Annotated in this window: 25 protein-coding genes; 5 read left to right on the top strand and 20 right to left on the bottom strand. The window is 53.9% G+C overall.

What is annotated here, in order from left to right; all coding sequences use genetic code 11:
- Positions 1 to 206 precede the first annotated feature (206 nt).
- A complete protein-coding gene (locus ACOZ42_RS07600; protein WP_003800394.1) occupies positions 207 to 500 on the top strand; it encodes a hypothetical protein in 294 nt (97 codons plus the stop codon).
- A gap of 154 nt (positions 501 to 654) precedes the next feature.
- Here the strand turns inward: ACOZ42_RS07600 and ACOZ42_RS07595 are convergent, their stop codons facing one another.
- The 7 genes from ACOZ42_RS07595 to ACOZ42_RS07565 all read right to left on the bottom strand — a co-directional run bounded on the left by ACOZ42_RS07595 (position 655) and on the right by ACOZ42_RS07565 (position 4,763).
- The gene (locus ACOZ42_RS07595; protein WP_415302319.1) at positions 655 to 897 is read right to left on the bottom strand and encodes a putative hemolysin; all 243 of its coding nucleotides are present in this window, start codon (positions 895 to 897) and stop codon (positions 655 to 657) included.
- A gap of 42 nt (positions 898 to 939) precedes the next feature.
- Positions 940 to 1,407, bottom strand: coding sequence for a WG repeat-containing protein (locus tag ACOZ42_RS07590; protein WP_426345776.1), 468 nt, complete (start codon positions 1,405 to 1,407; stop codon positions 940 to 942).
- A 1-nt stretch (position 1,408) separates the two neighbouring features.
- Complete coding sequence (locus ACOZ42_RS07585; protein ID WP_426345775.1) at positions 1,409 to 2,173, bottom strand: class I SAM-dependent methyltransferase; 765 nt, start codon at positions 2,171 to 2,173, stop codon at positions 1,409 to 1,411.
- Between the two features lie 14 nt (positions 2,174 to 2,187).
- Positions 2,188 to 2,640 carry an NfeD family protein gene (locus ACOZ42_RS07580; RefSeq protein WP_059317683.1) on the bottom strand — a complete coding sequence of 151 codons (453 nt, stop codon included), beginning with the start codon at positions 2,638 to 2,640 and terminating at the stop codon, positions 2,188 to 2,190.
- Between the two features lie 23 nt (positions 2,641 to 2,663).
- Positions 2,664 to 3,590 carry an SPFH domain-containing protein gene (locus ACOZ42_RS07575; RefSeq protein ID WP_003800403.1) on the bottom strand — a complete coding sequence of 309 codons (927 nt, stop codon included), beginning with the start codon at positions 3,588 to 3,590 and terminating at the stop codon, positions 2,664 to 2,666.
- Positions 3,591 to 3,806: 216 nt separating this feature from the next.
- A complete protein-coding gene (locus tag ACOZ42_RS07570; protein WP_235587628.1) occupies positions 3,807 to 4,397 on the bottom strand; it encodes a hypothetical protein in 591 nt (196 codons plus the stop codon).
- A 186-nt stretch (positions 4,398 to 4,583) separates the two neighbouring features.
- Positions 4,584 to 4,763, bottom strand: coding sequence for a hypothetical protein (locus ACOZ42_RS07565; protein ID WP_219235981.1), 180 nt, complete (start codon positions 4,761 to 4,763; stop codon positions 4,584 to 4,586).
- 171 nt (positions 4,764 to 4,934) lie between these two features.
- Between ACOZ42_RS07565 and ACOZ42_RS07560 the strand changes: the two genes are divergently transcribed.
- Positions 4,935 to 5,264, top strand: a complete 330-nt coding sequence (locus ACOZ42_RS07560) for a DHCW motif cupin fold protein (RefSeq protein ID WP_426345774.1) — start codon at positions 4,935 to 4,937, stop codon at positions 5,262 to 5,264.
- Positions 5,265 to 5,637: 373 nt separating this feature from the next.
- On the opposite strand, the gene ACOZ42_RS07555 is transcribed toward ACOZ42_RS07560, so the two are convergent.
- From ACOZ42_RS07555 to ACOZ42_RS07525, 7 genes are all read right to left on the bottom strand, one after another.
- Positions 5,638 to 5,946, bottom strand: a complete 309-nt coding sequence (locus ACOZ42_RS07555) for a hypothetical protein (protein ID WP_131071681.1) — start codon at positions 5,944 to 5,946, stop codon at positions 5,638 to 5,640.
- Positions 5,947 to 6,691: 745 nt separating this feature from the next.
- A complete protein-coding gene (locus ACOZ42_RS07550; RefSeq protein ID WP_059317687.1) occupies positions 6,692 to 7,312 on the bottom strand; it encodes a LysE family translocator in 621 nt (206 codons plus the stop codon).
- A 214-nt stretch (positions 7,313 to 7,526) separates the two neighbouring features.
- A complete protein-coding gene (locus ACOZ42_RS07545) occupies positions 7,527 to 8,861 on the bottom strand; it encodes an MFS transporter (protein ID WP_003800414.1) in 1,335 nt (444 codons plus the stop codon).
- Positions 8,862 to 8,931: 70 nt separating this feature from the next.
- On the bottom strand, positions 8,932 to 9,702 hold the full coding sequence (locus ACOZ42_RS07540; protein ID WP_003800416.1) for a 1,6-dihydroxycyclohexa-2,4-diene-1-carboxylate dehydrogenase: 771 nt from the start codon (positions 9,700 to 9,702) through the stop codon (positions 8,932 to 8,934).
- 59 nt (positions 9,703 to 9,761) lie between these two features.
- Positions 9,762 to 10,775, bottom strand: a complete 1,014-nt coding sequence (gene benC, locus ACOZ42_RS07535) for a benzoate 1,2-dioxygenase electron transfer component BenC (protein ID WP_426345773.1) — start codon at positions 10,773 to 10,775, stop codon at positions 9,762 to 9,764.
- Positions 10,776 to 10,788: 13 nt separating this feature from the next.
- Complete coding sequence (gene benB, locus ACOZ42_RS07530) at positions 10,789 to 11,277, bottom strand: benzoate 1,2-dioxygenase small subunit (protein WP_131071677.1); 489 nt, start codon at positions 11,275 to 11,277, stop codon at positions 10,789 to 10,791.
- A 3-nt stretch (positions 11,278 to 11,280) separates the two neighbouring features.
- Positions 11,281 to 12,633: a Rieske 2Fe-2S domain-containing protein gene (locus tag ACOZ42_RS07525; RefSeq protein ID WP_003800424.1), complete on the bottom strand. Its 1,353-nt coding sequence runs from the start codon at positions 12,631 to 12,633 to the stop codon at positions 11,281 to 11,283.
- Between the two features lie 449 nt (positions 12,634 to 13,082).
- Between ACOZ42_RS07525 and ACOZ42_RS07520 the strand changes: the two genes are divergently transcribed.
- The 3 genes from ACOZ42_RS07520 (at position 13,083) to ACOZ42_RS07510 (ending at position 15,215) form a co-directional block, all read left to right on the top strand.
- The gene (locus ACOZ42_RS07520) at positions 13,083 to 14,015 is read left to right on the top strand and encodes a LysR substrate-binding domain-containing protein (RefSeq protein ID WP_426345772.1); all 933 of its coding nucleotides are present in this window, start codon (positions 13,083 to 13,085) and stop codon (positions 14,013 to 14,015) included.
- Positions 14,016 to 14,272: 257 nt separating this feature from the next.
- Entirely contained in the window at positions 14,273 to 14,680 is a 408-nt protein-coding gene (locus ACOZ42_RS07515; protein ID WP_003800427.1) for a PaaI family thioesterase, read from the top strand.
- 193 nt (positions 14,681 to 14,873) lie between these two features.
- Positions 14,874 to 15,215, top strand: coding sequence for an SRPBCC family protein (locus tag ACOZ42_RS07510; protein WP_153008881.1), 342 nt, complete (start codon positions 14,874 to 14,876; stop codon positions 15,213 to 15,215).
- Between the two features lie 16 nt (positions 15,216 to 15,231).
- Here ACOZ42_RS07510 and ACOZ42_RS07505 read toward each other — a convergent pair whose 3' ends face one another.
- The 6 genes from ACOZ42_RS07505 to ACOZ42_RS07480 form a co-directional block, all read right to left on the bottom strand.
- The gene (locus ACOZ42_RS07505) at positions 15,232 to 16,293 is read right to left on the bottom strand and encodes an NADH:ubiquinone reductase (Na(+)-transporting) subunit F (protein WP_426345771.1); all 1,062 of its coding nucleotides are present in this window, start codon (positions 16,291 to 16,293) and stop codon (positions 15,232 to 15,234) included.
- 15 nt (positions 16,294 to 16,308) lie between these two features.
- Positions 16,309 to 16,671, bottom strand: coding sequence for a phenol hydroxylase subunit P4 (locus ACOZ42_RS07500; protein WP_426345770.1), 363 nt, complete (start codon positions 16,669 to 16,671; stop codon positions 16,309 to 16,311).
- Positions 16,672 to 16,737: 66 nt separating this feature from the next.
- Positions 16,738 to 18,243 (bottom strand): aromatic/alkene/methane monooxygenase hydroxylase/oxygenase subunit alpha, encoded by a 1,506-nt coding sequence (locus ACOZ42_RS07495; RefSeq protein WP_003800435.1) that lies wholly within the window; start codon positions 18,241 to 18,243, stop codon positions 16,738 to 16,740.
- Between the two features lie 18 nt (positions 18,244 to 18,261).
- A complete protein-coding gene (locus ACOZ42_RS07490; protein ID WP_003800437.1) occupies positions 18,262 to 18,534 on the bottom strand; it encodes an MmoB/DmpM family protein in 273 nt (90 codons plus the stop codon).
- Positions 18,534 to 19,541, bottom strand: a complete 1,008-nt coding sequence (locus ACOZ42_RS07485) for an aromatic/alkene monooxygenase hydroxylase subunit beta (protein WP_426345769.1) — start codon at positions 19,539 to 19,541, stop codon at positions 18,534 to 18,536. The genes ACOZ42_RS07490 and ACOZ42_RS07485 overlap by 1 nt, the downstream gene beginning before the upstream one ends.
- Before the next feature lie 23 nt (positions 19,542 to 19,564).
- Positions 19,565 to 19,837 (bottom strand): phenol hydroxylase subunit, encoded by a 273-nt coding sequence (locus ACOZ42_RS07480; protein ID WP_131071674.1) that lies wholly within the window; start codon positions 19,835 to 19,837, stop codon positions 19,565 to 19,567.
- Positions 19,838 to 20,109: the final 272 nt, after the last annotated feature.

The following is a 20,109-nucleotide window of genomic DNA, read 5'->3' as shown; positions in this document are numbered from 1 at the left end:
CAGTATACCCAGCCGCGGCCTCTCTTGGTCCAGGATAGAAAATCAGATCTGCGCTTTCAGTCCGCTGCTGGCGCCACCCCAACCGGCCATGCCCAGAGCCATAAAACCAGCTTGCTTTCATGGCGTAGACTGACGCATAAAAATCTAGCCCAAGATAAAAAGTCGTGCTAAATTACTGTTCATCCATACAGCAAAAAAGAAGCATCATGTCCTATACCATCACTTTGCACGACGCTCCTTCCGATATCACTGAACGCGGCCGCCGCGAGGCTGAGGAGCGATTTCGCCGCAGCTTAGAAAAAGTCATGCAAGGCCCAGAGGCCGTGGTCCAGGCCTACCGTGCCTGGCAACTGGCGGAAGAAACCGCAGAGACCGAATTGTCTGGAGAAGATATTGCCTTGGCCAAGAAATGGATCGCTGCCGCCACGCGCGCCATGAGCGATGGTTTTCGTGATTTGGGTGAATCAGAAGCGTATTTTGAAGTTCGTATTGAGCGCTGATCCACGGCCATTTACGACAACCGGGCAATTCAAGCGATGAAGCACGGCTGGAACGCGGCGCATCACTACAAACAGGCTTGCCCCCAAGTCAGGCCACACATTTGATATCAAAAACATAAAAGCCAGCAATTTGCTGGCTTTTTAATATCAAACATTACGATTGCGGCGATGGATGGTCACGGCGCATCAATTCCCATTCTTCAATCACGCTGCCATCAGGCAAGGTACACATACCCACTTGCCCTGCCGCCGTCTGCACTATATCGAGGCGCCCTCCTTTTTCCACACAATAGGCCGAAGCGGGATTGGCCATACCGAGGGCAGGCGGGTTGGCTGGCTGATTTGCACAGGCGGACAAGACGCTGACCAGTCCCAGGATTCCCCATCTTTTCATCATGTTCTCCGGATAAGTTCTGCCGTGCAGTGTACTGCGCAACGTCTAATGGTCGGACGCAAAGGTTGAGCCTGGCACGGGGTGGACAATGCTGTCCCAATGCTGGCAGTACACCGAACGATGCTCTCCGTCCGACACCCGGTGACAATCCATACCAACCTGAGCCTTGCCATTCACAAAAGGAAAGGCAAAATCATAGCGGGCGGGGACCCAGATCCTTAGGGCCTCGTCGTGAAAGCCCATCTTCCCGTCAAGCACAAAACGCGCCAAACCTTCTTTGAAATAATCCGGGCCATTATCGTAAATAAAGGGTCGCAACAGCGCTTCACCGCGATGATTCACATAAACCCAGCCGTGCTCATCTTGAATCAGGCGCTGACTGTATGCAGACGTACCAAACGTGAAGATCAAAAGCAGAAACAAGGCTTGAATCCAGAATAGCCCTTCTGCCCGCAGGCCTGCCTGCACGCGACGGACGATAGTACAAATCGCCCCCGCCATGCACAGCGGCATTTCAGTCCTGGCGCTTGTATGCTTCAAACGAGATGATTCCGTCAGTGTCCTGCGGCATTTTTCCATACTGGTAGCCACCTGATACGCTTATCTCGGTAAAGCCGACCTGCTCCAGCGCCATCCGCATCTCCTGTACCCCCCACCAGCGCAGCGAAAACTGCTCCAGCTGGGTTTCCAGCAAAACACCATGTTCCCAGAGCTCATAGCGATGCATTTCCCGCGTAAGCTGCGCGCAATAATCCTTTTCCAAGGGGGTCGCATTGAGGGTAATCAAGCCGTGTGGCGGGGCCGACCAAGTCCGCAAACCGGGCTGCACATTGACAATAGCAGCCACCGTGTCCAGATCCAGCAATAAACGTCCACCCACCTTCAAACTGGCATGAAAACGGCGCAAGGCCAGCAAACCCTGCTCAAAGGAGTCCAGCAGTTGAAAAGAGCCGGCCGGCACCACAATCGCCTCCACAGGACGATCGACGCGGTAATCCGTAAACCCCGCCAACTCCAGTCGCGCCGTCAAGGAGCGAAGCTCCAGCTCTCGCTGGCAGTAATCCAGCATTTCCTGAGAGATATCAAAGCCACTGACATCGAGCCCGGCCTGTAACAAGGGGATGAGCATGCGCCCCGTACCGACTGCCGGCTCCAGAACAGGTCCGCTTACACCGCGCAAGCGCTCCAGATAATACTCAACATCTCCAAAAGAACGTCCTACCGGCTTGTCCAGGTGATACACCAAGGAAGCCAACTTTCCATAGCGATTATTCATCATGGTTCTACATGTACCTATTTATGCTGCTCAACAGCCTGAACACGCATTTCAGCGCCTTCCACCGCCAAGACCACTACGACAGCACCCTGCTCCAGACTCTGGCTTGCGGTAGCACTGTAATAACTATCGTTAAGCCGAATACGACCTCGGCCATTCACAAAACCTTCGCTCACCTGCGCACGCGCCCCGACATAGGCACTCAAGCCAGTGTTGAGCATGTCGGGTTGATTCGCCCGGCTGCGCCGTTGCCACCGTACGCCCACGACCACCCAGCCAATCATCGCAAGCGCCAAAATCACCCATTGCAACCACACGGGAGCATGGGGCCAGGCGGCTGAAAACAAGCCCACGGTCAGAGCCCCCAACCCCAGCCAAAGCAGATAGACGCCGGAGATGACAACCTCGGCGGCAATCAGGACAAGGCCTGATACCAACCATATCCAAAAGGAATCGAAAATAAACGACACGATCACCTCCTTCCGCCCTGCGTTTAACCCTGGCCCGAGTGACCAGCGGTGGACTTTAACAGCTCTGCGACGCCGGCTACGGCACCGGTAATGCCACTGGCCTCCAACGGCATCAATACCAGCTTGCTATTGGGGCCATTGCCTACGTCCCGCAACGCTTCCACATACTTCAGGCCCACAAAGTACTGCAAAGCCTGTACGTCCCCACTTTTGATTGCCTCCGATACCTCGCGGGTGGCACGCGCTTCCGCCTCGGCTTCACGCTCACGCGCCTCGGCCCGTAGAATTGCCGACTGCTTTTCACCCTCGGCACGCAGCACAGCAGCCTGCTTTTCCCCTTCAGCCTGCAGGACCTCGGCTTCTTTCTGCCCGCTGGCCTTGGTCACTACCGCACGGCGATGACGTTCCGCCGTCATTTGCAAATTCATGGCTTCCTGCAATTCCGGCGCCATGTTCAAGTCACGGATCTCAACACGTGTCACTTTCACGCCCCAAGGTGTCGTCGCTGCATCCACCGCTGCCAGCAGGCGATCGTTGATCACTTCGCGATTGGACAGCATGTGATCCAGTTCCATCGAACCCAGAACCGAACGCAGGTTGGTGGTGGTCAGATTCACAATCGCCATTTCCAGGTGATCAATTTCATAGGCAGCCTGAGCCGCATTGTCGATGCGATAAAACACCACACCATCGGCGGTAACGGCCACGTTATCGCGAGAAATCACGTTTTGCGACGGCACATCCAGCACGGATTCCATCATTTTGAGTTTTCTGCCGACACGGTCCATAAACGGAACCAATAAAGACAGGCCCGGCGTCAGCGTACGGGTATAGCGACCAAAGCGTTCCACCGTCCATTGCTGCCCCTGAGGCACTACTTTGACTCCGGCCATCACCACGACCACCGCCAAAAACGCCAACATCACTACAAAGGTAAAGGAGCCACTCATGTCGTCACCCTCTCCAAGAACAAAGCTGAAAAAGCAATTCTAGCCCAGCCTCAATGACAGCTCAGCGAAAGAATGTCATTGCGCGGCCCTTTCCGTTGACGGCATCCAGCCACGTTATCAAACCCGACAAACAGGCCAGCACGCGTAAAACAGGTGGACGCGGAAAAAAATTCTGCCTTGGACACACAGGAAGCGGGTCGACGCCACTGAGCGGCATCAGTTCAAAATGTCGTACAAGCGGAAAATCCACAGCCCTTTATAAAGCAGCGTCAACACAACTAAAGCGGCCTGGTAACGTTGGCTGGGCACGACCATCGCGATCAACCCCATGACAATAAATACCGTTTGCTGCAAGGGATACTCCAGTCCCAGACTGAGAAAATAGGCTTCTCCCTTGATGGCGGTGTCGATCAAATCCATGATCTGGATGAGTACAAAAATACCGTAGAACGAACGCCGCCGAGTCTGGAAGTAATCCTCAAAGCCCCGATACTCCTGCAGGCTGGAAGGAAAGAGCAAGGAGGCCATGATGGCAAACACGCAGGTATACAGAATCAGGAAAAAATACAGCGGAAAGGACCAGACTTGCACTTTGACCAGGCTGAACTCATACCACCAAAAATGGATAATCGTCAGAAACAGGTACAGCACCCACCCCATATGAATGGGGTAGATGCGTTTGGCTTTGGGATGCTGAATGAACTCGGAGACGCCCACAATCAGACGGGAAATGCTGATCCCCAGCACCATACCGATAATGATGCGAACGTGAACAAAATGCTCGGGGTGGATCAACTCTGGCGGCATGGCTTGTCCTTGCAAAGTGACAAATCCTGGCCCACATTAACAGAGTCGTTTCGGGGCTCCAAGCGCGTACTTTCCCGCTATGAGCTCTGACATTTACGCGATTGTCCTGCGTCCCCTCATCGAACACTGACGGCTCTGTTGACGAAGGGACGGAAGGCGCTCGATCCGCAAGACGGTCCCAGCCTGCTAGAGATCAGCCTTAGAGCTGCGGCTGCCCGGCTTGCCCGACAAAACATCCAGACCATCTACCCTGGTGATGATTTCATAAGGCGTGGCGCTGCGATTGGTATAAACCAAGACGCAACGCTCGCCTGCTTTACCCGCCAGCTGATAGTTTTTCTGCCCCAGGCTGCTGAAAATCGTCAAAAGCGTGTCGTGCCCTTGTTAAGCGCGAGTATTCCTCGCCTCCCTGCACTTGTGACATCAGCAAATTTCTAAATTGAAATCGTCCGTATCAGGCAAAATTCGTAAGGCAGCAAATCAAACCTTTCGAACAGGCCTAGCATGAACCTCATTCCTCTTTAAGGAGCCACACACATGGATATTCAGAACTTACCTTTTTGCACCGTCAACTGGTCCGACATTAACCCTACAGAGCACAAAGGCGAAACCGGCATGGCGATGTGGCGTACCCAGCAGTTTGGCCCCATTCGTGTACGCATGGTGGAATACAGCCCCGGTTACCTGGCCGATCACTGGTGTGTCAAAGGCCATATGCTGCTGTGTCTGGAGGGCGAATTGGACACCGAGCTGCAAGACGGGCGCCGCTTCACGTTAAGGGCGGGGCAGTCCTACCATGTGGCTGATAATGCCGAGCCGCATCGTTCCTCCACCCAGACAGGCGCCAAACTCTACATTGTGGATTAAGGCCTGTTACTCGCGACGGTGGAGGACTGCGAGATGACCGCCAGTGTGCCGATCGTATTGGCCGCTGTTCTGCCGGACATCTTGATGCAGGGCATCAGCGACATGGGGGTACGCTGATCGTAGACCCGTTCTAGCCCCACTTCAATCCCGGTAAAAAAGTTTTTGTCACCACGAGTCTGATGACAGATATCAGGGAAACCGCAACGGGTATTGGCAGCCTGCCTTGGGCGCTGGTTTACCAACGCGCCCATCGCGAACGTAGGCTAGACCGGGGCCGATGTTTGCCTTCCTCGCCGACCTGACCGCCAGGCTGAATTGATGACTGCCTTGTAGGAACATGCGGGCGAGCAACCCAAGGGTGGGACGGCCTGACTCAAGCCAACGCCCATTGCCCCAGCAACACGATGCCTCGCAGAACCAGTGCCGCCGCAAATATCCAGATGTGTCCGAACACGAATCCAAATGTTGCCCAGCCCGCGGCTCCGCTCACTTGTCTGGCTGAAAACTCCATTCTTATGGCGATGACCAGCAAGACCACTTCCAGACCAATCGCGGCCGGTACGACCCAATCCCAGGGAAAGGACAGCAAGTAAACAAACCCCACAAAAGCCGCTCCCAGGCCGGTCATCCAGGAAGCGACACTAAGCAGATCGCTCATATAGGCCCGATTTGAATTATTCATTACACCCTTTGCCCACATCCACGCTTAACAAACCAGGGCCAAACGCCTTGGTCCATTCCCTCAGGCGCTATCTTACAAGTTAATGGCCGCACAGAGATGCCTGAGCTGTTTAATGCCTTTGCTACTGGCACAGGTGACAGGCACCGGTTCGTCGATGACCGAGGGGATGAGCTGAGGCCGCTGTTTCCACTCAGACACTGCAACGGTGATTACTGATAAATACAGAGACCCAACCATTGCTTGAAATAAAACGCATTAAAGCGCGATCCATAGAAGCCCAGAAAGCAACTCGAAAATAGCCACAGCAGATAAAGTGATTTTTATGCAAAATAACAGCATGCATAAAAAAAGCCGCCCAAAGGCGGCCTGGCGGGCAAAAGACTCCGTTTTTAATGAGTGTTTATAGTGAATCGTGTTTATTCGGAAAATCACCGGGCCAGTTCATCGGTATATCGTTCATCCTCACCTCCTGCTGCTTGGTTAATAGTGAAAGCGTAGAACGAGTTTTCATCCTATCAAAAAGAAACCAAATCGCAAGCGTCTTTCATACTACCTAGTGTTTTCCCTGCATCAATGCACATCCAGGAAAAAACAGGGGCCGCGCGTTGCCCTGTCAGTCTGTTTGTTTACATATTTTCTCTGCAAACCAAAAACAGTCAAAAAAACAGGAGCGTAGGGATAAGGATGTAAAAAGGAAAAAAAAGCGCTCGTGCGAGCGCTTTCTTGGCCAAGCTCAATGCAGATGTTATGAACGTCTGGCCATGGCAAGGATCAAACCAAAGCCAATCATCATGCTGCCACTGATACGATTCACCCAACGCAGCCCCTGCGCATGCTGCAGCACCCCGGACAGCCGCGTACCCACATACGCGTAGGCGGCGATCGCAATCACCTCCAGCAACAAGAAAATCACGCCCTGAATCATAAAACTGGTCCAGTAATTATTCATGTCCACAAACTGTGGAAAAAAGGCCGTAAAGATCAGGATTGCCTTAGGGTTGCCAATCGCCACCAAAAACTCCTGACGTGCCAGCCCCCGGATATCCGTTTTGCCCAGCTCTAGCTGCTCTGTGGATGCCCTGCCATTGGCACGCAAAATCTTGATGCCCAGCCAGATGAGGTAGGCCGCGCCGGCAAACTTGACGACGGTAAACGCCGTTTCAGAGACCATCAGCAAGCTTCCCATCCCCAGCGCTGCCACCACAATCATGATCGCGAAAGCAAGCAGGCGTCCCATAGCCGCGACCAGGGCCGTAGACACCCCCTGCTTGGCGCCCACGGTCATGGACAAGAGATTATTGGGCCCAAAAGCCATGTTCAAGGCAAAGCAGGCGGGCAGAAACAGCAAGACACTACTGGCATTCATGATGGTACGGACTCCATAGACAATGCCAGCACTTCATTCAGAAGTGCTGGCATTGGTGGACTGACAAAGACGGGTTCAAACCTGATACCGGCGCCCCCTTGAAAGAGGACCTGTTAGCACAAGTAAGTATAACGAAGCTCCCCCAATCCAACAGGCTGCCAGCCGATAGCGACCAGGAAGGCCGTTTTAGGAACGGCCTGGCAAACCCTCAGAACTAACCTGCTACGGCATTCATGGCTAGCCGCGAACTACTGCGCAACGAGGCCAAAAACACGAGAAAGGCCAGCATGGCAAGAACGCCCGGTACCGCAAAAGCCATAAAATTCATTTGCAAGGGCAAGTTGGCTGCCATCAGAGTCCCCCCCAGAAAAGGTCCTGCAATCGCACCCAGACGCCCCACTCCCGACGCCCAGCCCAGACCCGTGGAACGCATGGACAGCGGGTAGAATTGCGCCGCATTCGCATACAGCAGAATTTGCGTGCCTATCGTCGTCGCCCCGGCGATCACGATCAGCAAATACAGGAGCAAAGTCGGGCTTTTGAAACCCAGCAGCGTAATAGAGACCGCTGACACCAGAAAGAACCATGCCACCACCTTGGGCAAGCTGAACCGATCTCCCAGCCAGCCGCCCAAAATGGCACCGAACATCCCCCCCAGATTCAGCGCCACCAAGAAAGACAGGCTGGAGCCCAGGCTGTAACCGGCATTGGCCATCAGTTTAGGCAACCAGGAACCCAGTGCATAAACCATCAGCAAACAGCAGAAAAACGCTAGCCAGATCATCAAGGTGCCCAGCAAACGCCCATCTTTGAGCAGATCCAGCATGGGCACGCCCGCTTTTTTCGGCTCATTCAAGGTCAACACTGTCTGCTTTGACACCTCCATTTCCGGCGCCAGTTTCTGCACAATCGCCCGTGCCTTGTCTTCTTGCCCCTGGCGCATCAGAAACGCCAGCGACTCGGGCAGTTTCCAGACAATCAAAGGCAGCAGCAACAACGGTATGGCCGCACAGAAAAACATGGACTGCCAGCCAAAGCGCGGCAGCATATAGATGCCGATCGCCGCCGACAAAAGGCCACCCAATGAATAGCCACTGAACATGATCGCCACCAAGGTGCTGCGCGACCGCTTGGGCGAATACTCATTCATCAAGGCCACGGCATTGGGCATTAAGCCCCCGCAGCCCAAGCCAGCCAGAAAGCGATACACACCAAACTCGGTCGGTGAGGATGCAAAACCATTGAAAAATGTGGCCAGACTGAACAAGGTAAAGCAAAGGGTGACCCCCTTTTTGCGGCCAATCCGATCAGCCAGGGGCCCGAACACAAACGCGCCGAACATCATGCCAAACAAGGCGTAGCTGCCCAAGGCACCAGCCTGTACCGGAGTCAGATTCCACTCGTCCATCAGCACCGGCAAGACCACGCCATAAATGAACAGGTCATAGCCATCAAACACCAGCAGCAACGCACACAGACTCATCACCAGCCAGTGATAAGATCCAAAACGGGCCTGCTCAATGACTTCATTCACTTCTATTGTTTTCATGATTTGTCTCCCCCAATATGGAGTTTCTGTCTTGATGCCATTCGCTCTACAAGCCGCACGCATCGCTTGATCAGCCCTGGTCGCCACCTCCTACTGGCAAGACAGTGCCGGTAATGTACGAAGCCTCGTCCGAGGCCAAAAACAAAATGCTGGCAGCCTGCTCATCCAGGCTGCCGTAACGCTTCATCAAACTGCTCGCTACGGTCTGATCCACAATCTGCTGATACCAGATCGCTTCTTGAGGATCTTCGTGATTCTGGGTATTGCGGGGAATGCGCCGTGGCGGTGCCTCGGTCCCACCGGGCGAGACGGCATTGACCCGAATGCCGCGCTGGGCATTCTCAAAAGCCAATGAGGCGGTCAAGGCATTGACCCCGCCTTTGGCTGCGGCATAAGGCACGCGGTTGATGCTGCGGGTGGCAATCGAGGACACATTCACAATGGCCCCGCTACCTTGCGCTTGCATGCTGGGTAAAACGGCATGACAGGACCACAGCGTTGGAAACAGGGAGCGACGGATCTCGGCCTCAATCTGCCCGGGTGTGTAATGCTCATAAGGACGCGTCCAGATCGTTCCTCCGACGTTATTGATCAAAATATCAATACGCCCCCACTTATCCAGCGCCGCCCGGGCCGCGGCCTGAGCACCTTCAACGCTTTCCAGATCCGCTTCCAGCGTCAAGACCGACTCGCAGGCCAGTTCCCGCACCAGCTCCGAACGATCGACTGCCAGCACCCAGGCCCCTTCGGCCTGCAGGCGCTCGGCAACGCGACGGCCAATACCTTGGGCCGCACCCGTCACAATGGCCACTTTTTGATAAAAACGCGCAGGCGCAGTCATGATTTTTCCTTGTAAGGGTCAAGCAGCACAAGACGCCCCGCAAAGGAGGCGCTGCCTGCCTACATTGCTTGGCTGGTAATGAATTTTTCGTAGTAAAAATTCGCGGGAGCATGGGCTTGCGCATCAATGAACTGGCTGACTGCGTCCACCATGGGCGGCGGCCCGCACAGGTAAACATCCACCTGCCCCTCATGCCAATGCGCCAAATCCAAATGCTGGGTAACGTAGCCTTTGCGCTCGTGGCGGGATTTCGGGTCCACCACGCAGGTGGTGTAACTGAATCCCGGCAATCGCTGGGTATAGGACTCCAGCTCTGCCAGCATCACCAGATCCTGATCACGGGTGACGCCATAGACCAGATGCACAGGCTGCGTACAGCCTTGCCGGACCAATGCTTCAAGCATGGATAAAAACGGCGCCAGGCCCGTTCCGCCGGCCAGAAACAGCAAAGGGCGCGTTACCTGCCGCAGATAAAAACTGCCTAAAGGACCAGTCATTTCTACCTGCTGTCCTAGCGGCTGTGCAGCCAGCCAGGAACTCATCAGGCCACCCGGAACCTGCTTGATCAAGAAGCTCAAACGCGACTCGCCCGGCGCAGAGCTGAAGGAATAGGAGCGATGCGCCTGCCCGCCGGGCACCGTGATATTCACGTACTGCCCAGGCAGGAAAGGCAAGGCTTTGTCGGCCGCATCAATCTTCAGCTCGTAAGCCGCGTCCTCATACTGACGGCATTCCGATACCTGCCCCTGCCACTTGGCCACGGCGGTCTTGCACACACCCGATGAAATCGGCACGGTAATCACGCAGTCTGATTTGGGAATCATCTGGCAAGTCAGCACCAAACCTTTGTCCGCTTCTTCCTGCGTCAGGGCATCTTCGATATAGTCGTCGCCCTGATCATACTGACCACTTTCGGCCTGACATTTACAAGTGCCACACACTCCGTCCGAACAATCCATAGGCAGATTGATCTGATGGCGATACGCGGCATCCAGTATTTTTTCGTGTTCACCACAGTCCACAAAACGGGTGACGCCGTCCTCAAAATTCAGCGCAATACGATAGCTATTCACGACGTTCCCCGCTTTAAATGTGATACACATCAATCACTTGACGGATGTAGTCATTCTTGAGCACTACCTTCTTTTGCTCGATCACCCAGCCCTGCTCCTGAGGCGACAAGGTCAGGTAAATCGTGCCAAAGAACTGATCTGTCACGCGATAGCGATGGTTCAGCGTTAAAAAGTTATAGCGAACGTCCACCTGCCCGTCGCGCTCGGCCAGAATCTCAATATTGCTCAGCATGTGAGCAGTACGTGGCTCGGGCGTGGAGGCGCCAGAACGCTCGGTCTTGATGCGGAACACCCGATCTTCCAGACCGTTGCGGTTGGGATAAAAGATCAAGGAAATCTCGCTATGCGGGTCTTCGATCAATTGATCATCATCATCCCAGCAAGGCATCCAGTACTGGGCGTTGGGGCTATAGCATTCCAGCCATTCATCCCACTGGCGATCATCCAGCAAGCGGGCTTCGCGATACAGGAAAGTGCAAATAGAGTGATAGCTTGCGTTCATGGCTTAGACCTCCCCGTTTTCTGCTTGCAACGCCTGGCTCATGGTCTTGGCCCAGTACTCGTGCTGGCAGACAAATAAGCCTTCATCCTCACTACGCCCGCCGCTGATCAAGGGCTTCATGCCCATGGCGGTGGCATTATCATCCGGCCCTTCCACCCACAAGGGAGCGCCTCGGCTCAAATCATTCCAGGGGGCTGCCAAACCGGCATAGCCCTCCTGACAGGCGCGGAACTCTTCCAGATCGTCCGCCGTTCCCATGCCCGACACGTTAAAAAAGTCCTCGTATTGACGGATACGGATCGCACGCTGCTCGGCACTCTCGCCTTTGGGAGCAAAGCAATAGATCGTGACCTCTGTCTTGTCCACGCTGATCGGGCGCGTTACCCGAATCTGAGTGGAGAACTGGTCCATCAGGTATACGTTCGGGTATAAACACAGATTACGTGTCTGGTTGACGATGAGTTCGGCTCGTTTCTCGCCCAAACGCTGTTTCAGTTCCTCGCGATGCTCATAGACCGGACGCACGGTTGGATTCATGGTCTTGGTCCACAGCAGAATATGGCCGTAATCAAAGCCATACACACCGCCCAGGCTTTTGCTCCAGCCATTCGCATCCACCGCTTGCGTCCCACCCTCTTTACGACGACCCATCGTGGCTGCGTAGTTCCAGTGCACGCTGCTCACGTGATAGCCGTCAGCGCCGTTTTCCATCTGCAGCTTCCAGTTGCCGTCGTACATGTAGGAAGAGTTGCCGCGCAGCACTTCCAGCCCCTCCGGGGCCTGGTCCACGATCTGGTCGATAATGACTTTGGTTTCACCCAGATAGTCATCCAGAGACACCACATCGGGATTCAGGCTGCCGAACAGAAAACCGCGATAGTTCTCAAAACGCGCCACCCGCGTCAGGTCATGGGAGCCATTGCTATTGAACTGCTCGGGATACTGGGTGCTTTTCTCATCTTTCACCTTGAGCAGCTTGCCGCTGTTATTGAAAGTCCAGCCATGAAAAGGACAGGTAAAACTGCCCTTGTTGCCGTGCTTGCGACGGCACAGCATGGCCCCACGATGCGCGCAGGCATTGATGAACGCATTCAGTCCGCCATCTTTGCCGCGTGTCAGAAACACAGGTTGGCGTCCGATATAAGTCGTGAAGTAGTCATTGACCTCGGGCAACTGACTTTCATGGGCCAGATAGACCCAATTACCTTCAAAAATATGTTTCATCTCCAGCTCGAACAAATCAGGGTTCGTGAAGATGTCACGACGACAGCGGTACACGCCGGATTCTTTGTTTTCTTCCAGGGCAGTATCCAGCAAGTGTCTGATATCTTTGGTTTTATCCATAAGGACTGACATGATGTGGCCTTTATGAGAGTTGCAGCCGTCCCTGCCCATGCCCCGAGGGACATAGCAAGCACGCGTGATAAAAAGAGAAATCGCGCCGGATCGAAATCCGGCAGGCTCATGACAGCGTGCAAGTGAATCTGCACCGAGCCTGTTTCACACCCGACTGGAACGCTGTCGGGCGGCTGACGCTCAGCCCGCTAAATTGACACCAAGGGCTGTTCTGCATGACTTTCATTACAGTCCGGGTGGACTCAGGCTTCCAATACCATATCGTTTCCGCTCTATATCAAAATTCGATAGTTTGTTTTTTTATTATTAAAATCAATAGCCTATATATCACCAACACCAAAACCTATCGTTAACCCTAGACGTATAGGAGCATAAGCTTGAAGCTTGGATGGTCGAGATAGGTGATATATTGAATCGGGTTTTTTGGATCTGGGCCACAGGCAAAGCATATGGACTTGAAACAAATCCGCTACTTTGTTGCGGTCGCCAAAGCACGCAATTTCACGCGCGCTGCCGAACAACTGCACATCGCTCAGCCCGCACTGAGCCGGCAAATCCAGTTACTGGAACATGAGCTTAATGTTCTGCTGCTCTCACGAGAAAGCCGACCCTTACAACTGACCGAGGCCGGCCGAATCTTCTACGAGCAGTCGCTCCAACTGCTCAATCGGGTGGAAGCCATGAAGACCGCAACCACCGAAGTCGGGCTGAACCAACGCCCGCAACTGTCGATTGGCTTTGTGGCCTCCACCTTGTACGGCGGCTTGCCTATCCTGATCCAGAAGTTCCGTCACGCCTACCCCGACATTCGTTTTCACTTTCTGGAGCTCACCTCCAGCCAGCAGATAGCCGCCTTGCGTGCCGGGCGCATTGATGTGGCTTTTGGCCGCGTGCGCATTCACGACAGCGCCGTATGTCGTACCGTTTTGCGTGAAGAACGTCTGGTTCTGGCCATCCCGCCCACCATTGAACTGGCCAGGGATCGGGGCCCCGTGTCTTTACAGGTCATTGCCGATCACGCCTTCATCGTTTATCCCAAATCGCCGCGCCCCAGCTTTGCCGATCACGTGCTCAATATCCTGCATGACAATGCTATTTTCCCCACTGAAGTACATGAGGTGAAGGAGCTGCAAACCGCAATGGGACTGGTTGCCGGGGGCGTGGGTTTGTGTCTGATTCCCTCGGCCGCTCAGATACGCAGCGATCTGGTTTACCGGCTGATTGACGACGAGAAAGTGACCTCGCCCATTATTTTCAGCCACAGAAAAAACGACAACTCCTGGTATATCGCCCAGATGCATGCGTTTATCGAAGAGATGTATGCAGAAAAACCGCCCTGGCTCATTCCAGGGCACAGTGCTTTAAGCAACGGTCCCGCCTGAATAGCGCGACGAGGTCCAATAGATGCCATATTATCGCCCCATATTATTTAGTTTAAATAATATAGGGCGTCGTTCATAATGAGAGATAAATGAATTTTGAAAAATTGGCATAAAATCGTTATACAGTTTCAAGAAAAAAAATTACGGTTTTCGACTGAATATCTCGGTTTATCATCTTTCTAACATAATAAATAAAAACTTCTCTCAAAAACACTGCGAAAAACCTAACGCCGTATTTTCGGCAAAGGTGCTTATCAATGGACGATATAAAAGCATTTGCGTTAAAAATATTTCAATCACAACCCTTTAGCCAATTCATCGGCGCGGAGCTGGTGACATGCTCTCACGACAGCGCCGAACTGGCACTCGCTGTTCAGGATCATCACAAACAGCAACATGGATTTGTTCATGGTGGCGCGATCAGTTACCTGGCGGACAATGCCATCACTTTTGCTGGGGGGCTTGCACTGGGCGGAAACGCGTTAACCGTAGAATTTAAAATCAATTACATCCGGCCAGCGATTGGCACTCGTTTGGTCGCCCAGGCGCAAGCACGTAGCACAGGAAAGCGCTTGGCCGTTTGCCAATGCGAGGTTTACGCCATTGATGGCGAGTCCCAAAAACTATGCGCGCTGGCACAGGGAACCGTGGTTCCGGCCACTTAAACCCCTTGAACTGACTCCCCCAAAAAGCTTGGCTTCATACTAGGACTCGGCGAACAGCGATAGCCCGGTATAAAGGGACAGATAATACGGCGCGAAGCAACTTTCAGAAAACAGTGCCTGTGCAGGCGGACCAGCGACGTATTCTGGATTTTGCATCGCTTTACTACTCTCTTTTCTCGCACGCTTTTTTATTATGCGCCCAGATTACGTGGCCATTAATCTGTTCTGTCCTGAGGCACCGAATCGAACAATCTGGACACATGAAATGCTGTATCGACTAACCCAATTTCATGGAGAAGCGGGTATCAAGGCATTGGAAAAATGCTTCAGTTATACGAGTGATGTCGTATTCGATGGAAAGGATTTCGCCAGAGCCGAAGGCGTGGAAGGCCTGCAGCGGGGTTGGGTACAGGGAGGCAATCCCATGCACACACTAGGGCTCGAAGAGGGGCTGCTCGCCATATTTCAACAAACTATTGAAAATGCGATCATGGCGCACCAGTCGGGTCCTTTCATTGCCAAAGGGCCCGACTGATGGAAATCCCCCGCCCTTAAATACGCTTGAACAAGGCCGAGCGCACCTTGCCGCTCGCCCCATCTGCCGCTGTCAGAAACTGCTCCATGTGAATGTCACGCTCAAAAAGGCGGCTTTGCATCAAGGTGGAGATCGCCGCTTCGATCATGGGTGGCGGGCCACACAAATAGGCTTTGTTGCCTGAACAGCGTTGCTCAAAGAACTGCCCCACTGCCTCGTGTACAAAGCCTACAAACCCTTCCCAGGCATCTTCCGGCAAGGGGGCATTCAAGGCCGGAATGTAGTGAAAATTGTCATGCTTTTCAGCTAGCTGATAGAAGTAATCGGCGTGATACAGCTCGGCTTTATTGCGCGCTCCCTGGAACAGGTAAATCGGGCGGGTATCGCCCTGCTCCAGCAAGTCCATAATCATGGACTCGGGACTGGACAGCCCCGAGCCTCCGGCAATGAAGATCGCGCCTTGCGGATCGGACTTGCGCACAAAGAACTGCCCGTAGGGGCCAGACACATCCAGGCTCTGTCCCACTTGCAGCTCCTCGTGCAGCCAGGTGGTGCCGGCTCCCCCTTCCACCTTGCGCACATGCAAATCAACGATGCCGCTCATGGACGGCGGATTCGCAATCGAGAAAGCACGGGTGCCGTCGATGGACGGCACATGCAGGTTGATGTACTGCCCGGCCTGGAACGCCATCGGGCGATCCAATTCCAGACGGATATGCTTGATGGTGGGCGACAAGTCTTCAATCAGGACGACCTTGCCCTGATAGTCCTCCACGGGCAGCCCCTGAAAATCCGGGTCTACATCAATATCGGCCTCGATGACCATATCGGATTCGGGCAGACAGCAACAGGCCAGCAACTTGCCTTCATCGCGCTCCGAATCCATCAGGGCAAAACTGGACGCATCCCCTGCGTCCGCATAGCCTTCCAGAACCTGCACCTTGCAGGTGCCACATGTGCCATGTCCACAGGCAAAAGGCAACCAAACCCCTTGTCGCAACGCAGCGTCCAACAAGGTTTGTCCGTCTTCCACCTCGACCACATCACCTGTGGGTTCTACGGTTACCTGATACGTCATTGCTGCCTCCGCCTCTTATACGCCCGTGCCCTTGTAGCCATTCAGGCCCGGGGTTTTGAAACGCAACAAGGATTTGTGATCGAAGCCTTGTTCACCCAGAGTGCCATCAGGCTTGAGGTCCACCGCCTGACCATTCAGATTCCATTGCACCTTGCTCCATTCGATCTGCTCGAAGTCAGGGTGCTGGGCAAAGCCAGCGGGCATCAGTTGCTGGATCAGTTGCGACACGGTCATGTCGGCTTGAACCAGAAAGGCCTTGGCCGAGCAGAACAACAGATGCTCATCCCAGCCGATGTACAGCAACATGCTGTCGCCATAGTGGGAGCGCTGGTCGCGCGCGTAGCCTTGATAATCCGGGGTAAACGCAGTAACTGCCATATTGATCTCCAATTTTTATAGGTAGTGGCAGCACCCACCGGGAGCGCTGCCTTTTTTCTCGCGTGACTAGGCCGTCACTCCTTTCCATTCATTCCAGCGCGTTTCATCCACCGAGCCCTTGAAGTCCATATTGTCGACACCCACGTTCAGCCGGTAGTAATCGCTCAGGATCTTCTCGAGCTCGGGGCCACCGCAGCCGCCTTGCAGGATCTGGTTCACCGGCAGCCAGGCCTGGATGTACTTTTCAGGCTCGTGCTCGAAAATATCGCGGCAACCGTCCGAGCAAGTGTGGTAACGCTCACCCTGATAAAGGCTTTGTCGATAGGTAATCTCGTCCGGTTTTTCCATGTCGGTAAAGGTCATGGGCACCTGACACACCTGGCACAGCTGTGGCAGACCGCTGGAGTAAAAACGCTTGCCTTCTGCTTCCATCTTCTTGGCCATCTCCCAACGCGGGCGGTAATACTTGTCGAAGGTGTCGGGATACTTGGCACTTAACCAATCCAGCTCCTCGTCGCTGGGAATCCAGGTGTGAAAACCGGCCGCGTGACCGAAGTTGTAAAAAATCCACCAGGCCTGATGCGAAATGTGCTCTTTTTCTTTCTCGATCACGTCGCTGTACTTGGGCATGCGAATGCCGTAACGGGCCAGGTCCTTGAACAGAGCACCGCCGGCCTGTTCAAAATACACTTCCCACGCTTCTTTCCAGGACATGACCTTGTTGGGCAACATGTAGTCCATCATCATGGCCACCACGGAGAGCAGGCGGGTGCCACGCCAGAACCATTTATCAATCCACTGCTGAACGATAGGCACGTTGTCCTCGTGCTGTTCCAGCAAGAACTTGATCACTTCCAGCCCCAGCGTCATGTGTCGAGCTTCGTCAGACTGCGAGCTGAAACCGAAGGTCACCGTCGCCATATCGCCGTTATAGGCTGCGCCCGACATAAAAGGCACAAACAGCAGGTTGGTCAGCACGTACTCAAAGGAGAAGCTGATCGCCAGCAAAAACTCGAAGGGTCCGGCCGAGCGGGCATCTTCAAAGAAGGACTTGGGCACGGACAGGTACCAGACCCGGTCATGCATATGGCTCCAGTCCTGAAAGCCATTGAAAAACTTGTTGTAATGGCTCATGGCGTGGACCTGCGTCTGGACGTGACGCAGTTCATCAATCGACTGCATCTGGCACGCAATACGGGCGCCGATGCCGCTGAACTGACGGCCCACATGGGAATAGCCCTGGTAAGCCTGGTATTCCAGCGGGGTCACTGCCGTCAGGAACACCTTGATCGCGTTCAGGTAACGCGGATCGGAAATATTCATCTGGCCATTGTTCTGCGCAAAAGCATCAAAAATGGCATACAGCTTCTTTTCTTTTTCGGCCTGGTACTTCCAATACGCGTCCATGGTCAGACGGAACGGATCTTCCCATTTGGACCAATCCGTAATCTTGATACCTTCGAACTCCTCATAGGGGAAGGCGTCCTTGCGATCCTGGTAGCTGAATTCCCAGTCCAGATCACGAGTCAGATAACGATATTTGTCTTTGATATTTAGTTTTTTCGTGGCCATATTGCCCCCTTTTCCGATTTAGCTGTTCCAGTGCAAAAACAAGCGGTCTTCATCTTCATCCACGTTGCCACCCAAGGTGATCAGATTCAGATGCAGCTCCTGCATGTCCCATTGCTGCCCATACTTTTCTTCCACGGTCTCGCGCTTGACGGTCAACTGACCCACACACTCAATACGGATCATGGCTGGCTGATAAATCACCGTCGCGTCCGGGTTGTCTTCCTCGATGGCCTCGACGATGTAGCGCGACATGTCGTTGTCTTGCAGGCCGATATAAACCTTGGATGTCATCAGGCTTCTCCACCCAGGCTCAGGCCTGCTTTCGTGACGCGTTTGGCAATGGTTTCCTGCGCCTGTTCCCAGACCTGATCAGCCTGCTCGGCAAAGGCCGCCTTAAGGTATGGCATGAAGGCGGCGTGTACTTGAGGCAGCCACTGATTGAGCCAGGTTTGGAGTTGCCGCTTGTTTTCCTCGCTTTCGGCAACGGCAATCTTGAAGACGCTATCGCTCCAATTGGACAGGTCTTTATGGCACTCCAACATGAACTCCAGCAGCATATCCAGATCGCGGCCGCCTTCCTTGGCCAGATCCGCCACCAGAGCTTGATACACCCCCTGATGCACCACGCTATTGACCAGCAGAGACTGCACCAGCAGCAGTTCAAACCAGTCTTTCTGGACCAACGTTTTCTCGCACAAGGCGCGCAGACCTTGCCAGGCCGCATCCTGCATCCAGGCCTCTTTGGCTTGGCTCAGGGAATCGGCACTATTGCCATCGATCAGCAGCCCCATACGGGAGACGTATTGCGCCATACCCAGCGAATCCATCCCGGCATAGAGACAGGCTTGGGTAATGGTGGTGCCATACCCGTAGGCCGAGCCCGACATGAAGTTCAGGTTGGCAGTTTGCTCAATGTGACGCACAGGCAGCAGCAAGCGGGTGACCTTGGCTTTGACGTCCTCGCTCAGATACTGAGCCAGCTCGCGCTTTTCAAAAAAACCGTAATTGGTTTCCGCCGACTCCTGCATGCGGGCACGGTTCTGAACATACGCCCCGTAATAGAACTGACGCGGGTCACGGAACACATACCAGTCCTTCATTTGAATGGCGGTGTGTGTGGGGTCGTTCAGGGTCTTGTCCGGCATCCACAGAGGCCGGTAATGGAAGTTGGCCGTCGCCTGGGCGTCGTAGGTGGCTTCCTGGTAGCGCGTGGCCGGTTTTTCGCCAAAGCGGCGGGCCACGTTGGCGAAGGTTTGCCGCACCGGCTGCAAACTGGCCGTTTTAATTTCTAATGTCATCCTCTTGTTCTCCTGAATAAAACCTACTGGGCTTCAGCCTGACGACTGTTACCGACCAAAGTGTCATAACCAAAACGCCATTTTTCCTCGTTCTCGTCATTGACCCGCATTTGCTCATCGCTCATGGGCTGGACATTGTTTTGCAGGCAAAACTGCTCAAATGCCGCCGGGGGCATGACCAGCTCCACAAACAGGTCCGGCTGGCCAATCGCAAAATCAAACTCCACAAAACGGGCATTGGCGGGACTGCGTACGCGTACATACTTCGTCAAGGTGGGCAAGCTCGTGTCTGCCATCGGTTCTCCTCCTGATCAAACGGTTGCATGAGTGTCCACAGCCTGTTCATAGCAAACGCCGTGCCAACTTCAAATTTGAAGGATTTAACCCTTTAGGATTAAAGAGATAGAGGAGAACCAGCCGAGAAGGAATGCGGCCTGAGACGGGTCCGCAGCAGGAAAATTGATCATTTGATCAAGTGCTTAGCGCCGTTTTCACCAAATGCTGAGTTAGGGTAAAACCTTAGAAAAAACGGTTTTATCCGTACTCTGGACACTATTCGGTTTTCCTT

Origin of the sequence: Alcaligenes sp. HNGD-HTN06 (assembly GCF_049932565.1) — a bacterium.
GTDB classification, from domain to species: Bacteria; Pseudomonadota; Gammaproteobacteria; order Burkholderiales; family Burkholderiaceae_B; genus Alcaligenes; species Alcaligenes ammonioxydans.
The sequence above is the reverse complement of the archived record's forward strand: the minus strand, read 5'-3'. Positions and strand labels throughout refer to the sequence as shown.